Source organism: Aquipseudomonas guryensis (assembly GCF_014164785.1).
Taxonomy (GTDB): domain Bacteria; phylum Pseudomonadota; class Gammaproteobacteria; order Pseudomonadales; family Pseudomonadaceae; genus Aquipseudomonas; species Aquipseudomonas guryensis.
Genome location: NZ_JACJFN010000004.1, coordinates 224,290 through 248,675, shown reverse-complemented (window position 1 = coordinate 248,675; position 24,386 = coordinate 224,290). Strand labels below are relative to the sequence as shown.

At 62.6% G+C, this 24,386-nt stretch carries 25 protein-coding genes; 4 read left to right on the top strand and 21 right to left on the bottom strand.

Going from position 1 to position 24,386, the window contains the following annotated elements:
• Window positions 1-7 precede the first annotated feature (7 nt).
• The 9 genes from mltG to H3H45_RS16325 form a co-directional block, all read right to left on the bottom strand.
• Window positions 8-1,045 carry an endolytic transglycosylase MltG gene (gene mltG, locus H3H45_RS16365; RefSeq protein WP_182834769.1) on the bottom strand — a complete coding sequence of 346 codons (1,038 nt, stop codon included), beginning with the start codon at window positions 1,043-1,045 and terminating at the stop codon, window positions 8-10.
• Window positions 1,046-1,048: 3 nt separating this feature from the next.
• Complete coding sequence (gene pabC, locus H3H45_RS16360) at window positions 1,049-1,864, bottom strand: aminodeoxychorismate lyase (protein ID WP_182834768.1); 816 nt, start codon at window positions 1,862-1,864, stop codon at window positions 1,049-1,051.
• Window positions 1,864-3,108 carry a beta-ketoacyl-ACP synthase II gene (gene fabF, locus H3H45_RS16355; protein WP_182834767.1) on the bottom strand — a complete coding sequence of 415 codons (1,245 nt, stop codon included), beginning with the start codon at window positions 3,106-3,108 and terminating at the stop codon, window positions 1,864-1,866. Before fabF ends, pabC begins: the two co-directional genes overlap by 1 nt.
• Window positions 3,109-3,220: 112 nt before the next feature.
• Window positions 3,221-3,454 carry an acyl carrier protein gene (gene acpP / locus H3H45_RS16350; protein ID WP_160081363.1) on the bottom strand — a complete coding sequence of 78 codons (234 nt, stop codon included), beginning with the start codon at window positions 3,452-3,454 and terminating at the stop codon, window positions 3,221-3,223.
• A gap of 189 nt (window positions 3,455-3,643) precedes the next feature.
• A complete protein-coding gene (gene fabG, locus H3H45_RS16345) occupies window positions 3,644-4,387 on the bottom strand; it encodes a 3-oxoacyl-ACP reductase FabG (protein WP_182834766.1) in 744 nt (247 codons plus the stop codon).
• 20 nt (window positions 4,388-4,407) lie between these two features.
• Window positions 4,408-5,346 carry an ACP S-malonyltransferase gene (gene fabD / locus H3H45_RS16340; RefSeq protein WP_182834765.1) on the bottom strand — a complete coding sequence of 313 codons (939 nt, stop codon included), beginning with the start codon at window positions 5,344-5,346 and terminating at the stop codon, window positions 4,408-4,410.
• A 150-nt stretch (window positions 5,347-5,496) separates the two neighbouring features.
• Window positions 5,497-6,507 carry a phosphate acyltransferase PlsX gene (gene plsX, locus H3H45_RS16335; protein WP_182834764.1) on the bottom strand — a complete coding sequence of 337 codons (1,011 nt, stop codon included), beginning with the start codon at window positions 6,505-6,507 and terminating at the stop codon, window positions 5,497-5,499.
• Between the two features lie 3 nt (window positions 6,508-6,510).
• On the bottom strand, window positions 6,511-6,693 hold the full coding sequence (gene rpmF / locus H3H45_RS16330) for a 50S ribosomal protein L32 (RefSeq protein WP_003245185.1): 183 nt from the start codon (window positions 6,691-6,693) through the stop codon (window positions 6,511-6,513).
• A 13-nt stretch (window positions 6,694-6,706) separates the two neighbouring features.
• Window positions 6,707-7,234, bottom strand: coding sequence for a YceD family protein (locus tag H3H45_RS16325; RefSeq protein WP_182834763.1), 528 nt, complete (start codon window positions 7,232-7,234; stop codon window positions 6,707-6,709).
• 104 nt (window positions 7,235-7,338) lie between these two features.
• Here H3H45_RS16325 and H3H45_RS16320 point away from each other — a divergent pair, with 104 nt between their 5' ends.
• Window positions 7,339-7,917 (top strand): Maf family protein, encoded by a 579-nt coding sequence (locus H3H45_RS16320; protein ID WP_182834762.1) that lies wholly within the window; start codon window positions 7,339-7,341, stop codon window positions 7,915-7,917.
• 50 nt (window positions 7,918-7,967) lie between these two features.
• Here the strand turns inward: H3H45_RS16320 and sppA are convergent, their stop codons facing one another.
• The 3 genes from sppA to rluC are packed head-to-tail and all read right to left on the bottom strand — an operon-like array spanning window position 7,968 to window position 10,579.
• Entirely contained in the window at window positions 7,968-8,948 is a 981-nt protein-coding gene (gene sppA / locus H3H45_RS16315) for a signal peptide peptidase SppA (protein ID WP_182834761.1), read from the bottom strand.
• The gene (locus H3H45_RS16310; protein WP_182834760.1) at window positions 8,938-9,633 is read right to left on the bottom strand and encodes an HAD-IA family hydrolase; all 696 of its coding nucleotides are present in this window, start codon (window positions 9,631-9,633) and stop codon (window positions 8,938-8,940) included. The genes sppA and H3H45_RS16310 overlap by 11 nt, the downstream gene beginning before the upstream one ends.
• Window positions 9,626-10,579, bottom strand: coding sequence for a 23S rRNA pseudouridine(955/2504/2580) synthase RluC (gene rluC / locus H3H45_RS16305; RefSeq protein ID WP_182834759.1), 954 nt, complete (start codon window positions 10,577-10,579; stop codon window positions 9,626-9,628). Before rluC ends, H3H45_RS16310 begins: the two co-directional genes overlap by 8 nt.
• Before the next feature lie 566 nt (window positions 10,580-11,145).
• Between rluC and rne the strand changes: the two genes are divergently transcribed.
• The gene (rne, locus tag H3H45_RS16300; RefSeq protein WP_182834758.1) at window positions 11,146-14,190 is read left to right on the top strand and encodes a ribonuclease E; all 3,045 of its coding nucleotides are present in this window, start codon (window positions 11,146-11,148) and stop codon (window positions 14,188-14,190) included.
• Between the two features lie 88 nt (window positions 14,191-14,278).
• On the opposite strand, the gene miaE is transcribed toward rne, so the two are convergent.
• The gene (gene miaE / locus H3H45_RS16295; RefSeq protein WP_182834757.1) at window positions 14,279-14,887 is read right to left on the bottom strand and encodes a tRNA-(ms[2]io[6]A)-hydroxylase; all 609 of its coding nucleotides are present in this window, start codon (window positions 14,885-14,887) and stop codon (window positions 14,279-14,281) included.
• A 253-nt stretch (window positions 14,888-15,140) separates the two neighbouring features.
• Between miaE and H3H45_RS16290 the strand changes: the two genes are divergently transcribed.
• Complete coding sequence (locus H3H45_RS16290; RefSeq protein ID WP_182834756.1) at window positions 15,141-16,004, top strand: universal stress protein; 864 nt, start codon at window positions 15,141-15,143, stop codon at window positions 16,002-16,004.
• Between the two features lie 68 nt (window positions 16,005-16,072).
• Here the strand turns inward: H3H45_RS16290 and H3H45_RS16285 are convergent, their stop codons facing one another.
• Window positions 16,073-16,549 carry a DUF1289 domain-containing protein gene (locus H3H45_RS16285; protein WP_182834755.1) on the bottom strand — a complete coding sequence of 159 codons (477 nt, stop codon included), beginning with the start codon at window positions 16,547-16,549 and terminating at the stop codon, window positions 16,073-16,075.
• A gap of 462 nt (window positions 16,550-17,011) precedes the next feature.
• Between H3H45_RS16285 and acnB the strand changes: the two genes are divergently transcribed.
• Window positions 17,012-19,621 carry a bifunctional aconitate hydratase 2/2-methylisocitrate dehydratase gene (gene acnB / locus H3H45_RS16280; protein WP_182835009.1) on the top strand — a complete coding sequence of 870 codons (2,610 nt, stop codon included), beginning with the start codon at window positions 17,012-17,014 and terminating at the stop codon, window positions 19,619-19,621.
• A gap of 132 nt (window positions 19,622-19,753) precedes the next feature.
• Here acnB and murB read toward each other — a convergent pair whose 3' ends face one another.
• From murB to H3H45_RS16245, 7 genes are read right to left on the bottom strand one after another with little or no spacing between them, the layout of a single operon-like run.
• Window positions 19,754-20,773 (bottom strand): UDP-N-acetylmuramate dehydrogenase, encoded by a 1,020-nt coding sequence (gene murB, locus H3H45_RS16275; RefSeq protein WP_182834754.1) that lies wholly within the window; start codon window positions 20,771-20,773, stop codon window positions 19,754-19,756.
• Entirely contained in the window at window positions 20,770-21,234 is a 465-nt protein-coding gene (locus H3H45_RS16270; RefSeq protein WP_182834753.1) for a low molecular weight protein-tyrosine-phosphatase, read from the bottom strand. The genes murB and H3H45_RS16270 overlap by 4 nt, the downstream gene beginning before the upstream one ends.
• On the bottom strand, window positions 21,234-21,998 hold the full coding sequence (gene kdsB / locus H3H45_RS16265) for a 3-deoxy-manno-octulosonate cytidylyltransferase (protein ID WP_182834752.1): 765 nt from the start codon (window positions 21,996-21,998) through the stop codon (window positions 21,234-21,236). The genes H3H45_RS16270 and kdsB overlap by 1 nt, the downstream gene beginning before the upstream one ends.
• Window positions 21,999-22,184, bottom strand: a complete 186-nt coding sequence (locus H3H45_RS16260; protein WP_160079593.1) for a Trm112 family protein — start codon at window positions 22,182-22,184, stop codon at window positions 21,999-22,001.
• 38 nt (window positions 22,185-22,222) lie between these two features.
• A complete protein-coding gene (gene lpxK, locus H3H45_RS16255; RefSeq protein ID WP_182834751.1) occupies window positions 22,223-23,227 on the bottom strand; it encodes a tetraacyldisaccharide 4'-kinase in 1,005 nt (334 codons plus the stop codon).
• Window positions 23,227-23,658 (bottom strand): ExbD/TolR family protein, encoded by a 432-nt coding sequence (locus H3H45_RS16250; protein ID WP_160495072.1) that lies wholly within the window; start codon window positions 23,656-23,658, stop codon window positions 23,227-23,229. Before H3H45_RS16250 ends, lpxK begins: the two co-directional genes overlap by 1 nt.
• A complete protein-coding gene (locus tag H3H45_RS16245) occupies window positions 23,655-24,329 on the bottom strand; it encodes a MotA/TolQ/ExbB proton channel family protein (RefSeq protein WP_182834750.1) in 675 nt (224 codons plus the stop codon). Before H3H45_RS16245 ends, H3H45_RS16250 begins: the two co-directional genes overlap by 4 nt.
• Window positions 24,330-24,386: the final 57 nt, after the last annotated feature.

Sequence of the window (24,386 nt, the reverse complement as noted above, 5' to 3'; positions counted from 1 at the left end):
ATAATCCTTATTGAGGCACTGGGCTGGAACGGTAGTCGGCACGACGTTTCAGCTGGTACTCGCGCACCGCACGGTTGTGCTGCTCCAGGGAGTCGGAGAATACATGGCTGCCATCGCCACGGGCGACGAAATACAGGCTCTTGCCCGCCACCGGGTGCAAGGCGGCATGGATCGCCTCACGGCCGACCAGGGCAATCGGCGTCGGTGGCATGCCATCGATGGTGTAGGTGTTATACGGCGTCGGCTCACGCAGATGGGCGCGCGTCAGATTGCCGTTATAACGCTCGCCGAGGCCGAAGATCACTGTCGGATCGGTCTGCAGGCGCATGCCCAGACGCAGACGGCGGACGAACACACCGGCGATCTGCCCGCGCTCGGCCGGCACCCCGGTCTCCTTCTCCACCATGGAAGCCATGATCAGCGCATCGTAAGGCTTGCGATAAGGCAGACCCTCGGCGCGCTGCTGCCACTCTTCTTCCAGCACCTCGGTCAGGCGGCTATGGGCCTGCTTGAGCAGATCGAAGTCGCTCATACCGCGCACATAGCGATAGGTATCCGGGAAGAAGCGCCCCTCGGGGTTGGCGCCAGGCTGACCGAGTTTAGCCATCAGGGCCGCATCGTCGAGTTCGGCCAGGGTCTGCTTCAGGGCAACCTGCTTGTGCAAGGCTGCGCGTACCTGGCGAAAGCTCCAGCCTTCGACGAGGGTCAGGCTGTATTGCACCACCTCGCCACGCTGCCAGATACCGAGCAGATCCTGGGCAGTCTGGGCTGGCAGCAGGCGATACTCGCCACTGTGCAGCGGCTGCCCGGACAGGTTGAAACGCCAGTACAGGCGCAACCAGAAGGCGCCATCCAGCACGCCTTCGCTCTCCAGCTGATTGAGCAGGCCACCAGGCGTGGCGCCCGGCTCGACAATCAGCAGGCGCTCCTCGCTGAGCTGCAGAGGTTGCTGCAACACCGAATGCATACGCCAGGCCGCCAACGCCAAAGACAGCACGAGCAGCAGCACAGCTGCAGTGAGCAGCAGCAAAAACTTGCGAATCACGAATCAGGAATCCAGAAGACTGCGGATAATGGCCTGCAGTTTACGGGTGAGCGGGCCTACCGGCCAGTCGTGGCCCTGCAATTCACGCACCGGCCAGATGCCGTAGAGGCTGTTGCAGAGAAACACTTCATCGGCCGCAAGCAGCTCAGCCCGACTGATATCGCGGATGTGCACGGCTATGCCGAGCGCTTCGGCCTGGGCCAGCACCTCAGCACGCATTACGCCCGTCACACCGCAGCGCGACAGATCGGCCGTCAGCAACTGACCATCCCTACACAGGAACAGGTTGCTGTAGACCCCTTCGATCACCCGCCCCGAGCTGTCGCACATCAAGCCTTCGGCATAGACCGGATCCTGCCATTCGGCACGGGCCAGGACCTGTTCGAGGCGGTTGAGGTGCTTGAGACCGGCCAGCAGCGGCTGCTCGGCCAAGCGGGTAGCACAGGGGAAAAGGCGCACCCCCTGCTCGGCATGCACAGCTGGATAGGCCGGTGCGGGATTGCCCAACAGAACACGGCAGGCCCTGCTCGGCTGCGGCGGCGCATAACCGCGCAAGCCTTCGCCACGGGTGACAATCAACTTGGCTACGCCTTCACCCAACTCGGCACAGAAGGCCAGCAACTCGGCCTGCACGGCTTGCAGATCAAGTGACAGGGACAGGCGTTGCGCGCCCTGCTGCAAGCGCGCCAGGTGCCGTGCCAGCAAGCGCGGCTGGCCACGCTGTACGGCGATGGTCTCGAACAGACCATCGCCATAGGCCAGGCCGCGATCCAGAATGGACAGCTGCGTGGCCGGCTGGCCGTCGACCCAGCTCAGCATCAGCCGGCGAACCGGCGGAACACCAGCGAGCCGTTGGTGCCGCCAAAACCGAAGGAGTTGGACAGTACCGCGTCGATCGGCAGGGCCTTGGCCTGATGGGCGACGAAGTCCAGGTCGCAACCTTCGTCCGGCTCATCCAGGTTGATGGTCGGCGGCGCCACCTGATCACGCAGGGCCAGCACGCTGAAGATCGCCTCGACCGCACCGGCAGCGCCGAGCAGATGGCCGGTCATCGACTTGGTCGAGCTGACCGACAGCTTGTAGGCGTTATCACCAAATACCGACTTGACCGCCGCCGCTTCGGCTTTGTCGCCCGCCGAGGTCGAGGTGCCATGGGCGTTGATGTACTGCACCTGATCGGCGTTCAAACCAGCATCGCGCAGCGCATTCTTCATGCAGCGCGCCGCGCCAGCGCCGTCTTCCGGCGGCGAAGTCATGTGGTAGGCATCGCCACTCATGCCGAAACCAACCAGTTCGGCATAGATAGTCGCGCCACGTGCCTTGGCGTGCTCCAGCTCCTCCAGAACCAGGGCGCCGGCACCGTCGGACAGGACGAAGCCATCGCGGCCCTTGTCCCATGGACGACTAGCCTTGGTCGGATCGTCGTTACGGGTCGACAGCGCACGGGCAGCACCAAAACCGCCCATGCCCAGGCCACTGGTGGCCATCTCGGCACCCCCGGCGACCATTACGTCGGCTTCGCCATAGGCGATATTGCGTGCGGCCATGCCAATGCAGTGGGTGCCCGTGGTGCACGCCGTGGCGATGGCATAGTTAGGCCCCTGCAGACCCAGGTGGATCGACAGAAAGCCGGAGATCATGTTGATGATCGAGCCAGGCACGAAGAACGGCGAAATGCGCCGCGGCCCCTGCTCGAACAGCGATTTGCAGTTGTTCTCGATGTTGGTCAGGCCGCCGATACCGGAGCCCATGGCCACACCGATGCGTTCGCGATTGGCGTCGGTGACTTCCAGACCGGAATCACGCATCGCCTGGAAGCTGGCTGCCAGGCCGTACTGGATGAACAGGTCAAGCTTGCGGGCCTCCTTGGCGCTCAGGTACTCCTCGACATTGAAGCCCCTGACCGAACCGCCGAAACGAGTGGAGTAAGCGGACAGGTCCATATGCTCGATCAGGCCGATGCCACTGCGGCCGGCCAGAATACCCTGCCAACTGCTGGCTACATCGACGCCCAAAGGCGACAGCATGCCCATACCGGTAACCACTACGCGTCTACGCGACACTGCGAAATCCTCTTGTTCTATTTGCCACTAAGCGGCCCATTAAAGAAAAACCGCACGCCTCGTGAGGGGCAGTGCGGCTTTTCCTGGTCCGAAAACCGTCGATTACGATCAATCAGCCGTGGGCGTTGATGTAGTCGATGGCTTCCTGAACGGTGGTGATCTTCTCAGCTTGCTCGTCCGGGATTTCGGTCTCGAATTCCTCTTCCAGAGCCATCACCAGCTCAACGGTGTCAAGGGAGTCGGCACCCAGGTCTTCGACGAAGGAAGCACTGTTGGTGACTTCGTCTTCTTTAACGCCCAGTTGCTCGGCGACGATTTTCTTGACGCGTTCTTCGATGGTGCTCATGTCTAGTTTTCACTCCTATGGAAAAAGATCCGTGCAGCTGAGCCGCAGTGTATAGAAAGGGTTTTCTAACTTTCAAGCCAAACGCCAAGCCCTTCCAGAACAGTTCACAGCGCTGTCTGCCGCTGATTGCACTTTTGTAACGGACTTTAGACAGCTTTTATGACAATTTCCTGAAGCGCCGAGTCACATTCAGCTCATGTACATGCCGCCATTCACCGGCACAGTCGCGCCAGTGACATAGGCTGCGCCGTCGGAGGCGAGGAAGCCGACCACCTTGGCGATTTCCTCAGCCTGGCCCAGACGGCCCAGGGGAATCTGAGTCAGCAACGCTTCGCGCTGGGCTTCCGGCAGCTCGCGGGTCATGTCGGTATCGATGAAGCCCGGCGCCACCGAGTTGACGGTGATGGCACGCGAACCCACCTCACGTGCCAGGGCACGACCGAAGCCTTCCAGGCCAGCCTTGGCGGCAGCGTAGTTGACCTGCCCGGCGTTGCCCATGGCACCCACCACCGAGCCGATGCTGATGATGCGCCCCCAACGGGCCTTGGTCATGCCGCGCAGCACGGCCTTGGACAGGCGGAACAGGCTATTGAGGTTGGTATTGATGACATCGAACCATTCGTCATCTTTCATCCGCAGCATCAGGTTGTCACGGGTGATGCCGGCATTGTTGACCAGAATGGCCACGGCACCGAAATCCTTCTGGATCTGCTCGAGAACGGCAGCAACCGACTCATCGCTGCCGACATCCAGCACCAGGCCGGCGCCCTGAATACCCTCGGCCTTGAGCGCTTCACCGATACGTTCGGCACCCGCGGCGGAGGTGGCGGTACCGATGACCACAGCGCCCTGGCGACCCAGTTCGAAAGCGATAGCCTGACCGATGCCACGGCTCGCGCCCGTTACCAATGCAACCTTGCCTTGCAGACTCATAGAGGTCTCTCCTTGCTAAATCAAACCAGCGCCGCGCGAACCGCTGCGAAGGCGTCCGGGGTTTCCAGGTTGTGAGTATTGATGCCTTTGACGCAGCGCTTGTTCAAGCCTGCAAGGACCTTGCCGGGGCCGCACTCGACCAGATCGGTGACGCCTTGCTCAGCCAGCAGCACGATAGTTTCCACCCAGCGAACCGGGCTGTAGAGCTGTGCCAGCAGATCACGCTTGAGGCTATCGAGATCAGCCGGCACCGCCGCCGTGACGTTCTGTACCAGGGCAATCTGCGGCGCCTGCCAGTTCAGAGCGGCGACCGCCTCGGCGAATTTCTCTGCCGCCGGGCGCATCAGCGCACAGTGCGACGGCACGCTGACCGGCAGCGGCATGGCACGCTTGGCGCCACGGGCCTTGCAGGCTTCGATGGCGCGCTCGACGGCAGCGGCACCACCGGCAATCACCACCTGGCCCGGTGCGTTGAAGTTCACCGCACTGACCACTTCGCCATTGGCCGCCTCGGCGCAGGCTGCCAGCACATCGGCATCTTCCAGACCGAGAATCGCCGCCATGCCGCCCTGCCCGGCCGGCACGGCCTGCTGCATCAGTTGACCACGCAGCTCGACCAGCTTGATCGCCTCGGCAAAGCCGATGCTGCCAGCCGCCACCAGCGCCGAGTACTCACCCAGGCTATGCCCGGCGACGAAAGCGGGTTGTGCACCGCCTTCGGCCTGCCACAGACGCCACAGGGCAATGGACGCCGCCAGGATGGCCGGTTGGGTCTTGTCAGTCTGGTTGAGCTGCTCTTCCGGCCCTTGCTGGGTCAGCGCCCACAGGTCATAACCGAGAGCATCGGCTGCTTCGCTGAACGTATCGCGGATCAGCGGCTGCTGTGCGCCGATCTCGGCCAGCATGCCGAGCGACTGCGAACCTTGGCCAGGAAAGACAAATGCGAGGGAGGTAGACATCGAAACTTTCCCTTATCTACTGATCGTTGGGGGATTGCATACCTGGCAGAGCCAGGCACAGGACTGCAGATTGGATGACGCGGAAAAACCTGCGGTCACAGACCAGACCGCAGGTTTTCTCAGATGTTCGAATGCGCGCCGTGGAATCGGCTAGAGCAGCAGATCTTCGAGGCGCCCATGCAGGCGCTGCGGCAGGTTCTCACGCACTTCGATCAAGGCGCGACGAATGGCACTCTGGAAACCCTCGACACCCGCGGCGCCATGGCTTTTCACCACAATACCCTGCAGACCGAGAAAGCTTGCACCGTTATGTCGCGCCGGCGTCAGATCACCCTGCAAGCGGCGCAGCAGCGGCAAAGCCATGCTGCCCACCAGTCGCGCAGCGATATTGGCGGTAAACAGGTTTTCGATACGCGCCGAGATCATGGCCGCCAAGCCTTCGCTGGACTTGAGCAGGATATTGCCGACGAAACCGTCGCACACCACCACATCCGCCTCGCCACGGTAGAGGCCGTCGCCCTCGATGAAACCGGTGTAATTCAAGCCACGGGCCTGCTGCAGCAGGCTTGCCGCCAGCTTGACCTGCTGATTGCCCTTCACCTCTTCGGTGCCGACGTTCAGCAACGCCACTCGCGGATTGGTCACACCCAGCGCTTCGGCCGCCACCGAGCCCATCACGGCAAACTGGTAGAGGTGTTCGGCACTGCAATCGACATTCGCCCCCAGATCGAGCAGCTGACAGCTGCCCGTAGCGGTCGGCACCGGGCTGACCATCGCCGGCCGATCGATGCCCGGCAGGGTTTTCAGCACGTAGCGCGACAGCGCCATCAAGGCCCCGGTATTGCCAGCACTGACACAGGCCTGCGCGCGCCCACTGCGCACCAACTCCAGCGCCACGCGCATGGAAGCATCCGGCTTGCCACGCAGCGCCTGGGAAGGCCGCTCGTCCATACCGATCACTTCACTGGCATGCTCAACGTGCAGGCGTGCGCGATCCACAGCAGGATGCCGGGCGATCAGCTCTTCAAGAATAGGGGCTTGGCCGACGAGGACCAGATGTAGCGAGGGGAACTCAACCAGACAGGCGATGCTGGCTGGAACAATGCAGTGGGGACCGAAGTCCCCACCCATTGCATCAATCGCGATCAACGGAGCGGACAAGGATTACTCGTCAGCGCCCTTGTCGATCACTTTGCGACCACGGTATACGCCTTCCGGAGATACGTGGTGGCGCAGGTGAACTTCACCGGTGCTCTTCTCGACGGACAGGGTGCTGGCCTCGAGCGCATCGTGGGAACGACGCATGTCGCGGGCAGAGCGGGATTTTTTGTTCTGCTGAACAGCCATAACTGATTAACTCCTAAACGTTTGGGTCACGCTTTAACTGCGCCAAAACACTGAACGGGTTGGACCGCGGTACCTCGTCCTCGCTCGACTCGGGCTCTTCGAGACCGGCCGGCTGCTGGCAATCTTCATGGGCGTGGGCCGGAATGATGGGCAGAGCGAGCAACAGCTCATCTTCGACCAACGCCAGCAGATCCAGAGGATCCTCACCCACTTCCAGCACGTCATAGCCCTGGGGCAGCGACTGGGTATCCGCACCTTCCTTCACCACCGCGTAATCACACTCGCTTTGGATCGGCAGGACGACCAGTTCCAGACAACGCTGGCAAATCATCTTGACCTCAACCTTGAGCTCACTGTGAATACTCACAGCACGTCGCTCACCACGCACGAAGGCCAGCTTCGCGTGCACCATACCGGCGTTATCGACCAGCGGGTCGCAGAGACGCTCGAAACTTGCCAGCGGCATCGACCCTTCGAGGGTAACGCCGCGATCAGCGAGTTTGCGCGGATCAACGTGGGGTGGAATCGGTCCATTCAACATAGGCGCGACATTCTAGGGATGCACCCCCACCCTGTCAAAGGAAATTCGGCCCTGTGCGCCAGGCAGCACACTGGCTAAAATCCGCCTCTTTTCGGGAGAAGCCCATGCTACCCCTGGTACTTGCCTCAAGCTCGGCGTACCGCCGCGAACTATTGGCCCGCCTGCGCCATCCTTTTATATGGAGCAGCCCGGACATCGACGAAACACCGGCACAGGGCGAATGCGCCGCAGCGCTGGTGCGCCGCCTCGCCGAAGCCAAAGCGCGCGCCCTGACAGGGCAATATCCGCACCACCTGATCATCGGCTCGGACCAGGTCGCCGTGCTCGGCGAGCAGATCATCGGCAAACCGCATGATTTTGTCCGCGCCAAGCATCAACTACTGGCAGCTAGCGGCAATAGCGTTACTTTCCTCACCAGCCTCGCCCTACTCAACAGCAGCACGGGACACTGCCAGGTCGACGTCGTGCCTTTCACCGTACATTTCCGCTCACTCGACGAAGCGCAGATCACCCGCTACCTGCAAGCCGAGCAACCCTACGACTGCGCCGGCAGCTTCAAGGCCGAAGGCCTCGGCGTCAGCCTGTTCCGCGCCACCGAAGGCGCGGACGCCACCAGCCTGATCGGCCTGCCACTGATCCGCCTGGTCAGCATGCTGCAGAACGAAGACCTGAGCATTCCCTGAACCTATAAATGAAGAAGCCCGGCAAGCCGGGCCTCTTCGACAACAACGGCTCAGCGCAGCGACGGCCCCTGGAAGCCCATCACGATGGCCAGGCGCTCAGCCACACTGGCGCCCAGCTTCTTGGTAAAGCGATCCAGCGGGGTTTCCTCACGGGTGTAATCGACGATGTCTTTCGCCTTGATCACTTCGCGCGCGACGAAACTACTGCTACCCAGCGCGTCGACCAGCCCCAACTCAAGAGCCTGCTCACCCGACCAGATCAGCCCGGAGAACAGCTCCGGATGCTCCGCCGCTTTCAGGCGCTCGCCACGCCCCTTCTTCACGCTGTCAATAAACTGCTTGTGCGTGGTTTCCAGCACACCCTGCCAGAACTGAGTTTCCTCGGCTTTCTGCGGCTGAAACGGATCGAGGAATGCCTTGTGCTCACCCGAGGTGTAGACGCGACGATCCACACCCACCTTTTCCATCACCCCGACAAAACCGAAAGTGGCCGCCGTAACACCAATGGACCCCACCAGACTGGCCTTGTCGGCATAGATCTGATCAGCAGCACTGGCAATGTAATAGGCGCCGGAAGCCCCCAGATCACTGATCACCGCATACACCTTGGTATCCGGATACTCGCCGCGCAGGCGCTTGATCTCGTCATATATATAGCCGGACTGCACCGGACTACCGCCCGGACTGTTGATGCGCAGCACGATGCCCTTGGTCTTCGGATCCTCGAAGGCAGCACGTAGGCTGCTGACCACATTGTCAGCGCTGGCCTCTTCATCCGCCATGATCATCCCGCGCACTTCGATCAGCGCGGTGTGCTCCTTGCCAACCCCGGCACTCTGCTGCAGATCCAGCTTGGGAATGAACAGTGCCAGCGCACCGAACAGGTAGATAAAGGTCAGTGCCTTGAAGAAAATCCCCCAGCGCCGCGCGCGACGCTGCTCCTGCACACCGGCCAGCAGGGTTTTCTCCAGCAACTTCCAGCTTTTATCGTCACCACCAGCGGCGGCCGATGCTTTCCATTCATCCGACATATTCACCCACCCCAAGCGTCTTTTCATGTGCGTGCGCACCCAACCAGGCGCGCAACTCGGAAAACTCATTGATTGCCAAGCACGGCCCGTGAGCCCGCAAACTGTCCAGCGACTGCGCACCGAAGCCTACCGCCACCGAGTCGATACCGGCATTAGTAGCCATCTGCAGATCGAATACCGAATCCCCCACCATCAGCGCCTGTTTGGGCGACACGCGACAATGGGTGAGTATTTCCTGCAGCATCAACGGATGTGGCTTGCTGGCCGTCTCGTCGGCGCAGCGCGTGACGTCGAAATAATCCAGCCAGCCACGCCCCTGCAGCACCCGCTGCAGACCATGGCGACTCTTGCCGGTCGCCACCGCCAGGCGATAGCCCTGCGCACGAAATGCCTCAAGCGACTCGGCCACACCAGGAAACAGCGCCGAAGGCTCACTTTCCAGTAGCAGATACTGATCACTGTAAGCAGCGCGAAAACGCTCGACCAACAGATGATCCTCAAGCTGCGGATACAGAGTGCGAATGGCCTCGGGCAAACCCAAACCGATAATGCCCTTGATCGCCGCATCATCAAGCTGTGGCAGGTCGCACTGCTCGGCCGCCAGACGCATGGCCGTCACGATACGACCAATGGAATCCACCAGCGTGCCGTCCCAATCGAAAATCAACAGCCGATAGTCACGCACCGAGCCGCTCCAGGGTACGCACCCACATTTCATCGACGGGCGCCTCAACCTCGAGCACCTGCCCTTCCGGCAAAGTAATCTTCAGTGCATAGGCATGCAGGAACAGGCGCTTGCCACCCAGGTCGCGCACTTCGTGGGAAAAGTCGTCGTCGCCGTACTTGGGGTCACCGGCAATCGAGTGCCCGGCATACTGGGCATGCACGCGGATCTGGTGGGTGCGCCCGGTAATCGGACTCGCCTCGACCAGCGTGGCGAACTCGCCGAAGCGGCGCAGCACGCGGAATACGGTCAAGGCTTCCTTACCCTCAGGATTGACCTCGACCATGCGCTCACCCGAACGCAGGTTGCTCTTCAGCAACGGCGCACTGACCTTCTTCTTTGCCGTCGGCCAACTGCCGCGCACCAGCGCCATGTAGCGCTTGTCGACACCATCGCCACGCAAGGCCTCATGCAGGTGACGCAGCATGCTGCGCTTCTTGGCGATCATCAGCAGGCCGGAGGTGTCGCGATCCAGACGATGGACCAGCTCGATATCCTTGGCATCCGGGCGCAACTGACGAAAAGCCTCGATGACCCCGTAATTCAGGCCACTACCACCATGCACGGCAATCCCGGTCGGCTTGTTCAGCACGATCAGCGCCTTGTCCTCATAGACGATGGCCGCCTCCAGACGCTCAAGCAGCCCCAGCGCCAACGGCACCGGCTCATCACGCTCCGGCAGACGCAGTGGCGGAACCCGCACGATATCACCAGCCTGCAACTTGTATTCGGGCTTGATGCGACCTTTATTAACCCGCACTTCGCCTTTGCGCAGAATGCGGTAGATAAGCGTCTTCGGCACACCTTTGAGGCGGGCGAGCAGGAAATTATCGATTCGTTGGCCGGCATGATCCGGCGCAACCTCGAGCAGCTGGACGCCGGAGGTTGGAGAGGCAGGAGTAGTCATGCCCGCGATCATAACAATTTTTTATTGAATTGAAGCACTTAATCATTACTGATATGCTCGGGAGCGCCGCCAAAAGCGGCCCGGTTAGCGGATGATCGCCACATTGCCATCCCTGCCGAGCGCAACCCATTCAGGACGTGAGGCCGTCCGACGGGACTTTCGCCGCACAAGAGCGCGAAGATCCCGGAAACAACGCCTTGAGCCATAGACGCGCAAGCCTTCCCTTTGGGAACTTGCGGAAAATGCTAACCCGCTGCGGATTCTGCGAGCGGCACCCGATTTTAGCGATACGTGTAGGGTGGAGATGCACAACCGTCGGACTGCGTAGCAACAAGCTTTATCAAGACGCTTCACTATCGTCCGCAGCGACTGGTTGATTCCTCCCCTGACTGAGTGCTTCTGTCACCACAGCAAGCAGGAGCGTCGTCGCAACCCAAACGCCACAGGCCAACGGTTGCTAGACACTGGAATGATTTACGCCCATTCCTGACGCGCCCTGACACCGACCGTGAGAGTCGTGTGTGCCAACCGCCGTTTCCGGCAGCTCCGGAAACCATTGGTACAACATGAAAAGAATGCTGATCAACGCAACTCAGCCCGAAGAGTTGCGTGTAGCCCTGGTAGACGGCCAGAAACTCTACGACCTGGATATCGAATCCGGCGCCCGTGAGCAGAAAAAGGCCAACATCTATAAAGGTCGCATCACCCGCGTCGAGCCCAGCCTCGAAGCGGCTTTTGTCGACTTCGGCGCCGAGCGCCACGGCTTCCTGCCGCTGAAAGAAATCTCCCGCGAGTACTTCAGCAAGTCCCCGGAAGGCGGTCGCGTCAACATCAAGGAAGTCCTCAAGGAAGGCCAGGAAGTCATCGTCCAGGTCGAGAAAGAGGAACGTGGTAACAAGGGCGCCGCCCTCACCACTTTCATCAGCCTCGCCGGTCGTTACCTGGTGCTGATGCCGAACAACCCGCGTGCCGGTGGCATCTCCCGCCGCATTGAAGGCGAAGAGCGCAACGAACTGCGTGAAGCGCTGAACGGCCTCAACGCCCCAGGCGACATGGGCCTGATCGTGCGCACCGCCGGCCTCGGCCGCTCCAGCGACGAACTGCAGCTCGACCTCGATTACCTGGTGCAACTGTGGACCGCGATCAAGGAAGCCTCGCAGGATCGCGCCGCGCCGTTCCTGATTTATCAGGAGTCCAACGTCATCATCCGCGCCATCCGCGACTACCTGCGTCAGGACATCGGCGAAGTACTGGTCGACAGCGTCGAAGCCCAGGAAGAAGCCCTCAGCTTCATCCAGCAGGTGATGCCGCAGTACGCCAGCAAGATCAAGCTGTATGAAGACAGCGTGCCGCTGTTCAACCGCTTCCAGATCGAAAGCCAGATCGAAACAGCCTTCCAGCGCGAAGTGAAACTACCTTCCGGTGGCTCCATCGTCATCGACCCGACCGAAGCCCTGGTGTCCATCGACATCAACTCGGCGCGTGCGACCAAAGGTGGCGACATCGAAGAAACCGCCCTGCAGACCAACCTGGAAGCGGCCGAAGAAATCGCCCGCCAGCTGCGCCTGCGCGACATCGGCGGCCTGATCGTGATCGACTTCATCGACATGACCCCGGCCAAGAACCAGCGCGCCGTGGAAGAGAAAGTCCGCGAAGCCCTGGAAGCCGACCGTGCCCGCGTGCAAGTCGGCCGCATCTCGCGCTTCGGCCTGCTGGAAATGTCCCGTCAACGCCTGCGCCCGTCCCTGGGCGAGAGCAGCGGTATCGTCTGCCCGCGCTGCAACGGCCAAGGCATCATCCGCGACGTCGAATCGCTGTCGCTGGCCATCCTGCGCCTGATCGAAGAAGAAGCCCTGAAGGACCGCACCGCCGAAGTCCGCGCCCAGGTGCCGATCCCGGTTGCCGCCTTCCTGCTCAACGAGAAGCGCAACAGCATCACCAAGATCGAGCTGCGCACCCGCGCCCGCATCATCATCCTGCCGAACGATCATCTGGAGACCCCGCACTTCGAAGTGCAGCGTCTGCGTGATGACAGCCCGGAAGTGTTGACCGGCCAGTCCAGCTACGAGATGACTCCGACCGAAGTCGAAGACGTCCAGCCGGCCGCCGCGACCCGCACCTTGGTGCGCCAGGAAGCTGCGCTGAAAACCACTCCGCAGCGCGCCGCCGCCCCGGCTCCAGCTGCCCCGCTCGCCCCGGCCGCACCGACCCCGGAGCCGAGCCTGTTCAAGGGCCTGGTCAAGTCGCTGGTCAGCCTGTTCGCCAGCAAGGAAGAGGCCACCGCCCCGGTAGTCGAAGAGAAGCCGGCCGAGCGTAAGCCACGCAGCGATGAGCAGCGTCGCGGTGGCCGTCCGCAGAACCGTCGTGACGGCAACCGTGGTAACCGCGGCAGCCGTGACGAAGAGCGCAAGCCGCGTGAAGAGCGTCAGCCGCGCGAAGCCCGTGAACCGCGCGAGCCACGCGAAGAGCGCCAACCGCGCGAAGCCCGTGAAGTCCGCGAGCCACGCGAGCCGCGTGAAGAGCGTCAGCCGCGGGAAGCCCGCGAGGGCCAGGAGCCGCGTCGCGAGCGTCAGCCCCGCGAAGCCCGCGAGCCGCGCGAAGAGCGTCGCCCACGCGAACTGCGCGAGCCGCTGGATGCCGCCGCCACTGAAGAAGTTCGTAGCGAGCAACCGCGCAACGAAGAACGCGCCGAGCGCAAACCACGTGAAGAGCGCCAACCGCGCCCGCCGCGTGAAGAGCGTCAGCCGCGTGCCGAACAGGCCGCTGCCGTGGCCGAAGAAGAAGTACTGGAAAACGGCGAGCAGCTCGATGATGGCCAGGAAGGTGGCGAAGGCGGCGATCGTCCGCGTCGTCGCTCCCGCGGTCAGCGTCGTCGCAGCAACCGTCGCGAGCGCCAGCGTGATGCCGATGGCAACCTGATCGAAGGTAGCGAAGAAAGTGCCGAAGAAGGCACTGAAGGCGCTGTCGTCGTGGCTGCTGCCGCTGCTGGCGCTGCACTGGTCAGCGCAGAAGCAGAAGCTGCACCGACCAGCGAACAACCGAGCGAAGTCGTGGAAAGCGCTCCGGTCAGCGACAGCCGTAACGAAGCCGCCGAAACTGCCGAAGCCGTGGTTGAAACTGCAGTAGCAGTTGAAGTACCGGCCGTGGCTGTTGAAGCCCCCGTCCAGAGCGAAGCCCCGGCAGAAGTTGCTGTGGTAGAAGTCGCTGTCGTGGAAGCTGCCCCGGTGGTTGCTGAAACTGCACCAGCCAGCGTCAGCAGTGAAGAAGTGGCCCCCGCCGCTGCCGAAGTAATTGTCGAAGCAGCCGCCCCGGTCGTCAGCGGTGGCCGCGCGCCGAACGATCCGCGCGAAGTGCGTCGTCGCCAGCGCGAAGCCGAGCGCCTGGCTGCCGAAGCCGCCGCTGCCGCGCAAGCACCGGTCGCGGTTGTAGCACCGGTAGCCGAAGTGGCTGAAGCTGCCCCCGCCGAAGCCGAGGCACCTGCCGAAGCTGTCGTGGTAGAAGCACCGGCCGTTGAGCAAAGCGAAACCGAGACAGCAGCGGAAGAAGTTCCGGCCCTGCTCGTCGAGGCCGCTCAGCAACAGGACGCGGAAGAAGCCAAGCCGCAAGCCTGAAACTGAGGCAATAAAAAGCCGGACCTAGTGTCCGGCTTTTTATTGCCTGCGATTCCGCCAACAGACAGAAAATCAAGTAAATCGGGCCCTAGCAGTCGAGCGGTACACCGCTGTGAAAACGGAACTCGCTATCAGGCGACTCGATCAGCTCGCGCTCAGCCGCCCTGACCCGCTCCACCGTACGCGTCACATCCGCCTCCTCGCCGTACTGATAGGCCAGTTTCAGGTAACCCTGAAAGTGCCGCGCCTCGGACTTCAGCAAACCGCCATAGAACTTGCCGAGCTCTTCGTCGAGATGCGGCACCAGTGCTGCGAAGCGTTCACAGGAGCGTGCCTCGATAAACGCCCCCACCACCAGGGTATCCACCAGCTTGTATGGCTCATGGGTGCGCACCAGAGCGCGCAGGCCCGAGGCATAACGTGCCGCCGAGACCGGCCGCAGGCCGATCTTGCGCCGCTTCATGATGCGCAGCACCTGCTCGTGATGCACCAGCTCCTCGCGCGCCAGACGCGACATAGCGTTGAGCAGGTCGACATGGGAGCTGTACTTGGCCATCAGACTGAGCGCGGTAGAAGCCGCCTTGAACTCGCAGTTCTTGTGATCGATCAGCAGGATTTCCTGATCGGCCAGCGCCGCACGCACCCAGGCATCCGGGGTGACACAGCCGAGAAAGTCATGAATCTCGGGAAAAATCATGGCGCAACGCCCTCCACCACCACGCCAGCGAAGGGCCAGGCAGAAATCAGGTACAACAGAATGGATTGGTTCTCGGTCATCACCGGCAGCTCCACTACGCACGCCTGCAACTCTGGCAGGCAGGCCAAGGGCGCGCCATTATACGAGTGGCAGCGCCCAGAGCCAGCGATGTCGTGACGCGGGTCAAGACCGCAGGCGCATCACGCGACTATAGTGAGGTCAGAGATAAGCATTCATGTTCAGGGAGACGGTCATGCAAGCTATTCGCAGCATTCTGGTAGTCATGGATCCACAACAGGCCGAGTGCCTGGCACTGAAACGCGCCAAACTGATTGCCGGAGTCACGCAATCCCACTTGCACCTGCTGATCTGCGACAAAAAGCAGGAGCATGCAGCCCATCTCGAAAACATCCAGGCCAGCCTGCTCAAGGAAGGCTACAGCGTCAGCAGCCAGCAGGCCTGGCACGAAAACCTCTACCAGACCATCATCACCGTGCAACAGGCCGAAGGCTGTGGCCTGGTGATCAAGCAGCACTTCCCGGACAACCCGCTGAAGAAAGCCATCCTCACTCCGGACGACTGGAAGCTGCTGCGCTACTGCCCCGGTCCGGTACTGATGGTCAAGACCGACACGCCGTGGACCGGTGGAGTCATCCTTGCCGCCGTCGACGTGGGTAACAGCGATGCCGAACACCGCACCTTGCATTCCGGCATTGTCAGCCACGGCTATGACATCGCCGCATTGGCCAAGGGCACGCTGCATGTAATCAGCGCGCATCCGTCGCCGATGTTGTCGGCCGCCGACCCGACCTTCCAGCTCAAGGAAACCATCGAGGCGCGCTACCGCGAGCAGTGCAAAGCCTTCCAGGCCGAGTACGACGTCAGCAATGACCGCCTGCATGTCGAGGAAGGCCCGGCCGACGTACTGATCCCCTACACTGCCGACAAACTCAAGGCAGTGGTCACCGTGATCGGCACCGTGGCGCGTACCGGCCTGTCAGGCGCCCTGATTGGCAACACGGCGGAAGTGGTGCTGGATACCCTGGAAAGCGATGTTTTGGTACTCAAGCCGGACGAGATCATCGCTCATTTGGAAGAGCTGGTCGCCCAGCGCTAAGAGCCCGCTCAAAGACTGCTACAACAAAAAAGCCGCCCTCGGGCGGCTTTTTCATGGAGCGAGATAAATCAGACGCGGATCTCCATGCCCTCAAGGAGAAACCTGGGGGCGATATAGCGCTCGTAATGAGCCTCGGAAAGCAGGAAGAACTCGCGATCGATGGCCTCGCGCAGCTCTGGCAGCGCCCAGTCGCGGAACTCCGGCATCAGCACCACGCCATAGGCATCCAGCCGGTTGATCACCCGCGAGCCCCGTGCAATCAGCTGATAAGCCCAGCAGTAGACCGACTGATCCGGAACGAAGCGCACCTGATGCTGCTCCAGCTGCGCGCGCAGGCGCTGGGGATCGAAAACCTCCAGCTTGCCCTGCATCACCTGCACCAGAAGGATCTCCAGGCGGCGCCAGACGGCGTGCTTCTCTTCCTCGCCGTATAGGTTCCAGTTCACCACCTCATGATGAAAGCGCTTGCAGCCGCGGCACACGAGGTCACCGTAAACCGTGGAACAGAGACCGACGCAGGGCGTCTTGATGCGCTGATTGGACATGACGAGTAGATTTGGACGCTGAAACAGGCAGGCCATATTAGCCGCTTAGCCGGGGTGGGTCACCCTGACCGGCCAGACGTTTGTCGACTTATGCAGCCAGACCTTGGTCGCAGGTCAGCAGGCCAGTCGCATCGGGCTTTGCGCTTAACTTTAGCGTCTTGTTCCAGTAGAATCGGACCGCCATTTTAGGCGTCGATGTCCGTCAGAAGCTGTTTTCAAAGCGTCACGAGCACAGTTAATCCGCCAGGAACGACGTTGGCGCCAGGTCTGCGAGCCCTCCTCAAGACCTGCGCCAGCCCTCATCGCCCTTGTTCCTGCGGCGTAAAACTTTGAAAACAGCTTCTTGTATGAGGCTATCGACACACCGGCCAAGGCGCTCAAAAAGCGCTGAAGCGCAGTGTGCGATGGTTTTCTGGATGAGCGTTGCGAGCCACCTCGCGACCACTGATGAGGGTAAAAACTGTGCTTGAAGCCTATCGCAAACACGTAGCAGAGCGTGCCGCTCAGGGTATCGTGCCCCAGCCGCTAAACGCCGAACAAACCGCAGGCCTGGTCGAGCTGCTGAAGAATCCTCCGGCCGGCGAAGAAGCCTTCCTGGTCGACCTGATCACCAACCGCGTACCTGCTGGCGTGGACGAAGCTGCCTACGTCAAGGCCGGTTTCCTCTCTGCCCTGGCCAAGGGCGAAGTCAGCTCCCCGCTGCTGAGCAAGACTCGCGCCGTCGAGCTGCTGGGCACCATGCAAGGTGGCTACAACATCACCACCATGGTTGAGCTGCTGGACAACGCCGAGCTGTCCGCCGTTGCCGCCGAGCAACTGAAGCACACCCTGCTGATGTTTGACGCCTTCCACGACGTCGCCGAGAAAGCCAAGGCCGGCAATGCCAACGCCAAAGCCGTACTGGCCTCCTGGGCCGAAGGCGAGTGGTTCCAGAACCGCCCTGCCGTTCCGGAAAAAGTCACCCTGACCGTATTCAAGGTCACCGGCGAAACCAACACCGACGACCTGTCGCCGGCTCCGGACGCCTGGTCCCGCCCGGACATCCCGCTGCACGCCCTGGCCATGCTGAAAATGGCTCGCGACGGCATCAACCCGGACGTTCCGGGTTCGGTTGGCCCGATCAAGCAGATGGAAGCCCTGAAAGCCAAAGGCTTCCCGGTTGCCTACGTCGGTGACGTGGTCGGTACCGGTTCTTCCCGTAAGTCCGCCACCAACTCGGTGCTGTGGTTCTTCGGCGACGACATCCCCAACGTGCCGAACAAGCGCGCTGGCGGCTTCTGCTTCGGCACCAAGATCGCTCCGATCTTCTACAACACCATGGAAGACGCCGGCGCCCTGCCGATCGAATTCGATTGCAGCAACCTGGCCATGGGCGACGTCATCGACGTGTACCCGATCAAAGGCGAAGTCCGCCGTCATGGCAGCGACGAGCTGGTCACCACCTTCCAGCTGAAAACCGACGTGCTGCTCGACGAAGTTCGCGCTGGCGGCCGTATCCCGCTGATCGTCGGCCGTGGCCTGACCGAGAAAGCCCGCGCCGAGCTGGGTCTGGCTCCGTCCACCCTGTTCAAGAAGCCGGACTCCCCGGTTGATAGCGGCAAGGGCTTCACCCTGGCGCAGAAGATGGTCGGCCGCGCCTGCGGTCTGGCGGAAGGCAAAGGCGTCCGTCCGGGCACCTACTGCGAACCGAAGATGACCACCGTCGGCTCCCAGGACACCACTGGCCCGATGACCCGTGACGAGCTGAAAGACCTGGCGTGCCTGGGCTTCTCCGCTGACCTGGTGATGCAGTCCTTCTGCCACACCGCGGCTTATCCGAAGCCGATCGACGTCACCACCCACCACACCCTGCCGGACTTCATCATGACCCGCGGCGGCGTGTCCCTGCGTCCGGGCGACGGCATCATCCACAGCTGGCTGAACCGCATGCTGCTGCCGGATACCGTCGGCACCGGTGGCGACTCGCACACCCGTTTCCCGATGGGCATCTCCTTCCCGGCCGGTTCCGGCCTGGTCGCCTTCGCCGCTGCCACCGGCGTGATGCCGCTGGACATGCCGGAGTCGGTACTGGTGCGCTTCAAGGGCAAGCTGCAACCGGGCATCACCCTGCGTGACCTGGTCCACGCCATCCCCTACTACGCCATCAAGCAGGGTCTGCTGACCGTCGAGAAGAAGGGCAAGATCAACGCCTTCTCCGGCCGCATCCTGGAGATCGAAGGTCTGGACGAGCTGACCGTTGAACAGGCTTTCGAGCTGTCCGACGCCTCGGCCGAGCGTTCCGCTGCCGGTTGCACCATCAAGCTGCCGGAAAAGGCCATTGCCGAGTACCTGCGCTCCAACATCACCATGCTGCGCTGGATGATCGGCGAAGGTTACGGCGATGCTCGTACCCTGGAGCGTCGCGCCAAAGCCATGGAAGCCTGGCTGGCCAACCCGCAACTGCTGGAAGCCGACAAGGACGCCGAATACGCCGAGATCATCGAGATCGACCTGGCCGACGTCAAAGAGCCGGTGCTCTGCGCGCCGAACGACCCGGACGACGCCCGTCTGCTGTCCACCGTTGCCGGTGAGAAGATCGACGAAGTGTTCATCGGTTCGTGCATGACCAACATCGGTCACTTCCGCGCTGCCGGTAAGCTGCTGGACAAGGTCAAGGGTGGCATTCCGACCCGTCTGTGGCTGGCTCCGCCGACCAAGATGGACGCCCACCAGCTGACCGAAGAAGGCTACTACGGCATCTACGGCAAGGCCGGCGCACGCATGGAAATGCCGGGCTGCTCGCTGTGCATGGGTAACCAGGCACGCGTACAGACCGGTTCGACCGTGGTCTCCACTTCGACCCGTAACTTCCCGAACCGCCTGGGCGACGCCACCAACGTGTACCTGGCCTCTGCCGAACTGGCAGCGGTCGCTTCGATCACCGGCAAACTGCCGACCGTCGAGGAGTACATGGAGTACGCGAAGAACATCGACAGCATGGCTGCCGACGTTTACCGCTACCTGAGCTTCGACCAGATCGCCGAGTTCCGCGAAGCAGCTGCTAACGCCAAGATCCCGGCCGTGCAGATCTAAGCGTTACCGGTAATGAAAAAGCCCCGCCTGGTGCGGGGCTTTTTTATATCCGGAATAAAGTGAGCGGCCTGTAGGAACGGATTTATCCGCGAGATTCGCCGCCGAAGCGGCCCCGACAGATGCAGGCTTGATTCAAAGGATGTTCGGTTCGATTTCCAGCTGCACGCCGAAGCGCGCCAGGATATCCGCCTGGATACGCTGCGCCAGGGCCAGCAACTGCGCGCCGCTGGCTGCGCCGTAGTTGACCAGCACCAGCGCCTGCAGGCGATGCACGCCGGCATCACCCTCGCGAAAGCCCTTCCAGCCTGCCCGCTCGATCAGCCAACCGGCCGCCAGCTTGACCTGGCCCTCAGCCGCCGGATAGCTGACCAGATCGGCCTGCTCGGCGCGAATACGCTCGGCCAGCTCAGCCGGCACCAGCGGGTTTTTGAAGAAGCTGCCGGCATTGCCCAGCTGGGCCGGGTCCGGCAGTTTTTCACTGCGAATGGCGCAGATCGCGCGGCTGACATCGCTGGCCGTCGGCTGCTCGATGCCTTCGGCCTGCAGGCGCTGGCGCACCGGGCCGTAATCCAGATGCAGCGCGGTCTTGCGGCTGAGGGCGAAACGCACCCGCAGGATCAGCCAGCGTCCCGGCTGCTGCTTGAACAGGCTGTCGCGGTAGGCGAAGGCGCATTCGTCCAGGGCAAATTCGTGCAGCTCGCCAGTCTGTCGATCGAGGGCGGTGAGGCCGGCGAACACATCCTTGATCTCCACGCCGTAGGCACCGATGTTCTGCATCGGCGCCGCACCGACCGTGCCGGGGATCAGGCTGAGGTTTTCCAGGCCGGCCAGGCCCTGGGCCAGGCTCCACTGCACGAAGGGATGCCAAGGCTCACCGGCCTCGGCCTCGACCACCACACGCTTGCCGTCATCACTGAGGATGCGCAAGCCGCGACTCGCCATGCGCAGCACCAGAGCCTCGACAGGGCCGGTCAGCAACAGGTTGCTGCCGCCGCCGATCACCAGCAGCGGCAGCTCGCGCTGCGCGGCCAGGGCCAGCGCCTCGCGCACCTGCTGGTCATTGCTCGCCTCGGCAAACAGGCGGGCCGGCACATCGACGCCAAAGGTGTTGAAGGGTTTGAGCGAGAGATTTTCGTGCAACGACAGGCTCACAGGCTCCCCCTGATTTCATGGAGCAGGGCATCGCTGGCCTGCTCGATCAGGTCGAGTACCTGTTCGAAGCCGTCGTCACCGCCGTAATAAGGGTCCGGCACCTCATCCAGGGCCAGCTGGTAGCGACGCAGGAACAGATCCAGCTCCGCCGCCGCGCCCCCTGGGCGCAATGCCTGCAGATGCTTGAGGTTGCTGTGATCCATCGCCAGGATCAGGTCGAAGCGCTGAAAGTCCTCGACGGCCACCTGGCGGGCGCGCAGCGGCGCCAAGTCATAACCACGGCGCTGCGCGGCCAGGCGGGTGCGCTGATCCGGCGCCTTGCCGACATGCCAGTCACCGGTGCCAGCGGAGTCCACCTGCACCCGCTCGGCCAGGCCGGCCGCCTGCAGGCGTTGGCGCAACACACCTTCGGCAGTCGGTGAACGGCAGATGTTGCCCAGGCAGACGAACAGAACCTTCATCAGGCCCCCAGCAGACGGCGTACCCGCTCCAGGTCTTCCGGGGTATCGACCCCGGCCGGCGGCGCTTCCAGGGCATCGGCGACATGGATGCGCACGCCGTGCCACAGGGCGCGCAGCTGCTCCAGGCACTCGGTGTCTTCCAGCCAGCACGGGCCCCAGGCCACGAAGTCATGCAGGAAGCCGGCTCGGTAGGCGTAGATGCCGATATGGCGGCGATAGGGCACGCCAGCCGGCAGCTGGTCACGGCTCTTGGCAAAGGCATCGCGAGCCCAGGCCAGCGGCGCGCGGCTAAAGGTCAGGGCCAGGCCCGTCTTGTCGCTGACCACCTTGACCACGTTGGGATTGAACAGCGCCTGCACATCCTCGATCGGCTCGGCCAGGGTGGCGATGCCAGCCTGCGGATTGGCGGCCAGGTTGGCGGCCACCTGATCAATGATGCTCGGCGGAATCAGCGGCTCGTCGCCCTGCACGTTGACCACGATGGCGTCGCTGGCCAGACCCAGCTGGGTCGCCACTTCTGCCAGGCGGTCGGTGCCCGAGTTGTGCGCGGCATCGGTCATCAGTACCTCAGCGCCGAAGCCCTGGCATACCTCGAAGATGCGCGCATCGTCGGTGGCCACCACAACCCGCGCCGCACTGCTCTTCTTCGCCTGTTCCCAGACATGCTGGACCATCGGCTTGCCGGCGATATCCTGCAGCGGCTTGCCCGGCAGGCGGCTGGAGGAGAAACGCGCGGGGATGACAACGATAAAGGCGGCAGTCATTTACTTGTCCAGGCGTTCGTCGACGTTGAGGGTGCGTGCCTCGCTTTCCAGCATCACCGGGATGCCGTCGCGAATCGGGTAGGCCAGGCCGGCGCCCTTGCTGATCAGTTCGGTCTTGTCTTCGCTCAGTTGCAGCGGGCCCTTGCAGACCGGGCAGGCCAGGATATCGAGCAGTTTGGGATCCATGGGGATGTCCTTGGAAAGAGTGAAAACAGCAGAAAGAGTCAGCGCTTGAGCGGCAACAGGCGGCTCAGCTCGCCATCCAGCCAGGCGACGAACGCCTGCGACGGTTCGGCATCCACCGCCAGGTACCACCAGTCATCGGCGGCAAAGGCCCGGCATTTCACCGCATCCTTCTCGGTCATCAACAGCGGCAGTGGCGGGCTGAAGCTGAGCAGCTGCGGGCTGTAACTGGCGTGATCGGCGAAGGCATGCGCGATTGGCCGCCAGTTTAACGCCTCGAGGGTATTGAAGAAACGCTGCGGATTGCCGATGCCGGCCACCGCATGCACGGCCTGGCCGAGCGGGAAATGATCGAGGGCGGCGCGCGCGCCACTGCGCAGGTTAATCAGGGCCGTCGGCTGCAGACGGAAGGCATAACCCTCCTCGCTGTCGGCGCTGGCGCCATTGAACAGCACGGCATCCACCTCAGCCAGACGTTCGACCGGCTCACGCAGCGGCCCGGCCGGCAGACAACGGCGATTGCCCAAACCACGAGCAGCATCGATCAGCACCAGCTCCAGGTCACGGGCCAGGCGATAGTGCTGCAGACCGTCGTCACAGAGGATCAGGTCCAGCGCTTCCTGCGCCAGCAACGCCTGTACGGCGCGCGAGCGCTGCGGATCGATCACCAGCGGCACGCCACTGCGTTGCACCAACAGCAGCGGCTCGTCGCCCGCCTCGGCGGCCGAATGCTCGGCACGCACCCGCCAGGGCAGCTGCGGCGGCTGCGCGCCATAGCCACGACTGACCACGCCGACGCGCAGACCGCGGCTGCGGCAATGCTCGATCAACCAGAGAATCAGGGGGGTCTTGCCGGTACCACCGACGGTGATGTTGCCGACGACTATGACCGGCACCGGTGCGCGATAGATCTCGCCACGCCCGGCGACGAACGCCTCGCGCTTGCCCTGCACCACCCGCCGGTACAGCCACTCCAGCGGGCGCAGCAGGGTCAGCAGTGGATGGCCACGGTACCAGGCCTCGAGCAGGCGGTCGGAGAGCGCCATCAGGGCTTGGCCGCTTCGGCCTCGACCGTGGTGATGCGCAGGTGGGCAAAGCCCAGTTTGCCGGCGGCATCCATGGCGGTGATCACTGCCTGGTGCGGCGTCTGCGCATCGGCGCTGATCACCAGCGGCAGGCTGTTGTCACCCGCGGATTCCTTGCCCAGAGCCGCCATCAGGCTTTCCAGGTCGCTTTTCAGCAGGGCCTGGCCATTCAGCGAGTAGCTGCCTTCGGCACTGATCAGGACTTCCATCTGCTTCAGCGCAGTTTCTTCCGGCGGCGTGCCGCTGGCCGCTTCCGGCAGATCGACCTTGAGTTGGGTCTCGCGGGTGAAGGTGGTGGTGACCACGAAGAACAGCAGCAGGATGAACACCACGTCGATCAACGAAGCCAGGTTGATCTCGACGTTTTCCCGCGGTTTGCGCCGGAACTTCACGCCTTCTTGCCCTCTTTGCGGGTTTCCGCCTTGGCTGCCACAGCCGGCGCCTCGGTCAGGTCGACTTCACGATCGCCCTGCACCACTTCCACCAGCTTAATCGCTTCCTGCTCCATGCCCACCACCAGCTCGTCGACCCGACGCTGCAGGAAGCGGTGGAAGAACAGCGCGGGGATCGCCACCATCAGGCCGGCTGCGGTGGTGATCAGCGCTTTGGAGATACCGCCGGCCAGCACCGAGGCGTTGGCCGTGCTGTTGCCGATAAAGGCACTGAAGATGTCGATCATGCCCAGCACGGTACCGAGCAGGCCGAGCAGCGGAGCGATACCGGCGATGGTGCCGAGGGCGTTGAGGTAGCGTTCCAGCTCATGGATGACGCGGGCGGCGGCTTCCTCGATGCACTCCTTCATGATCTCGCGACCATGCTTGGAGTTGGCCAAGCCGGCGGCGAGGATCTGCCCCAGCGGCGAGTCGGCGCGCAGCTCCCGAAGCTTCTCGTTGTTGAGCTTTTTTTCCTTGATCCAGCGCCATACCTGCCCCAACAGATGGGGCGGGGTGATGCGGCTGGGCCGCAGGGTCCACAGGCGTTCGGCAATGATGCCGACGGCTGCGATGGAACACAGAATGATCGGCAGCATCATCCAGCCGCCTGCTTTGACCAATTCCCACACGGTAGTGCATCCCCCTCGGAAAAGTGGCGCCACTCTAGCATAGGGATGCCGCCGAAC

Bases quoted from the DNA above. Each gene is read 5' to 3' on its own strand.
- sppA (WP_182834761.1), bottom strand. From the start codon at position 8,948: ATGTCGGATGAATGGAAAGCATCGGCCGCCGCTGGTGGTGACGATAAA.
- lpxK (WP_182834751.1), bottom strand. From the start codon at position 23,227: ATGGCGCTCTCCGACCGCCTGCTCGAGGCCTGGTACCGTGGCCATCCA.
- pabC (WP_182834768.1), bottom strand. From the start codon at position 1,864: ATGCTGAGCTGGGTCGACGGCCAGCCGGCCACGCAGCTGTCCATTCTG.
- acpP (WP_160081363.1), bottom strand. From the start codon at position 3,454: ATGAGCACCATCGAAGAACGCGTCAAGAAAATCGTCGCCGAGCAACTG.
- kdsB (WP_182834752.1), bottom strand. From the start codon at position 21,998: ATGACTGCCGCCTTTATCGTTGTCATCCCCGCGCGTTTCTCCTCCAGC.
- H3H45_RS16260 (WP_160079593.1), bottom strand. From the start codon at position 22,184: ATGGATCCCAAACTGCTCGATATCCTGGCCTGCCCGGTCTGCAAGGGC.
- H3H45_RS16290 (WP_182834756.1), top strand. From the start codon at position 15,141: ATGCAAGCTATTCGCAGCATTCTGGTAGTCATGGATCCACAACAGGCC.
- H3H45_RS16285 (WP_182834755.1), bottom strand. From the start codon at position 16,549: ATGTCCAATCAGCGCATCAAGACGCCCTGCGTCGGTCTCTGTTCCACG.
- H3H45_RS16325 (WP_182834763.1), bottom strand. From the start codon at position 7,234: ATGTTGAATGGACCGATTCCACCCCACGTTGATCCGCGCAAACTCGCT.
- H3H45_RS16270 (WP_182834753.1), bottom strand. From the start codon at position 21,234: ATGAAGGTTCTGTTCGTCTGCCTGGGCAACATCTGCCGTTCACCGACT.
- miaE (WP_182834757.1), bottom strand. From the start codon at position 14,887: ATGATTTTTCCCGAGATTCATGACTTTCTCGGCTGTGTCACCCCGGAT.
- rne (WP_182834758.1), top strand. From the start codon at position 11,146: ATGAAAAGAATGCTGATCAACGCAACTCAGCCCGAAGAGTTGCGTGTA.
- H3H45_RS16320 (WP_182834762.1), top strand. From the start codon at position 7,339: ATGCTACCCCTGGTACTTGCCTCAAGCTCGGCGTACCGCCGCGAACTA.
- rpmF (WP_003245185.1), bottom strand. From the start codon at position 6,693: ATGGCTGTTCAGCAGAACAAAAAATCCCGCTCTGCCCGCGACATGCGT.
- fabD (WP_182834765.1), bottom strand. From the start codon at position 5,346: ATGTCTACCTCCCTCGCATTTGTCTTTCCTGGCCAAGGTTCGCAGTCG.
- rluC (WP_182834759.1), bottom strand. From the start codon at position 10,579: ATGACTACTCCTGCCTCTCCAACCTCCGGCGTCCAGCTGCTCGAGGTT.
- fabG (WP_182834766.1), bottom strand. From the start codon at position 4,387: ATGAGTCTGCAAGGCAAGGTTGCATTGGTAACGGGCGCGAGCCGTGGC.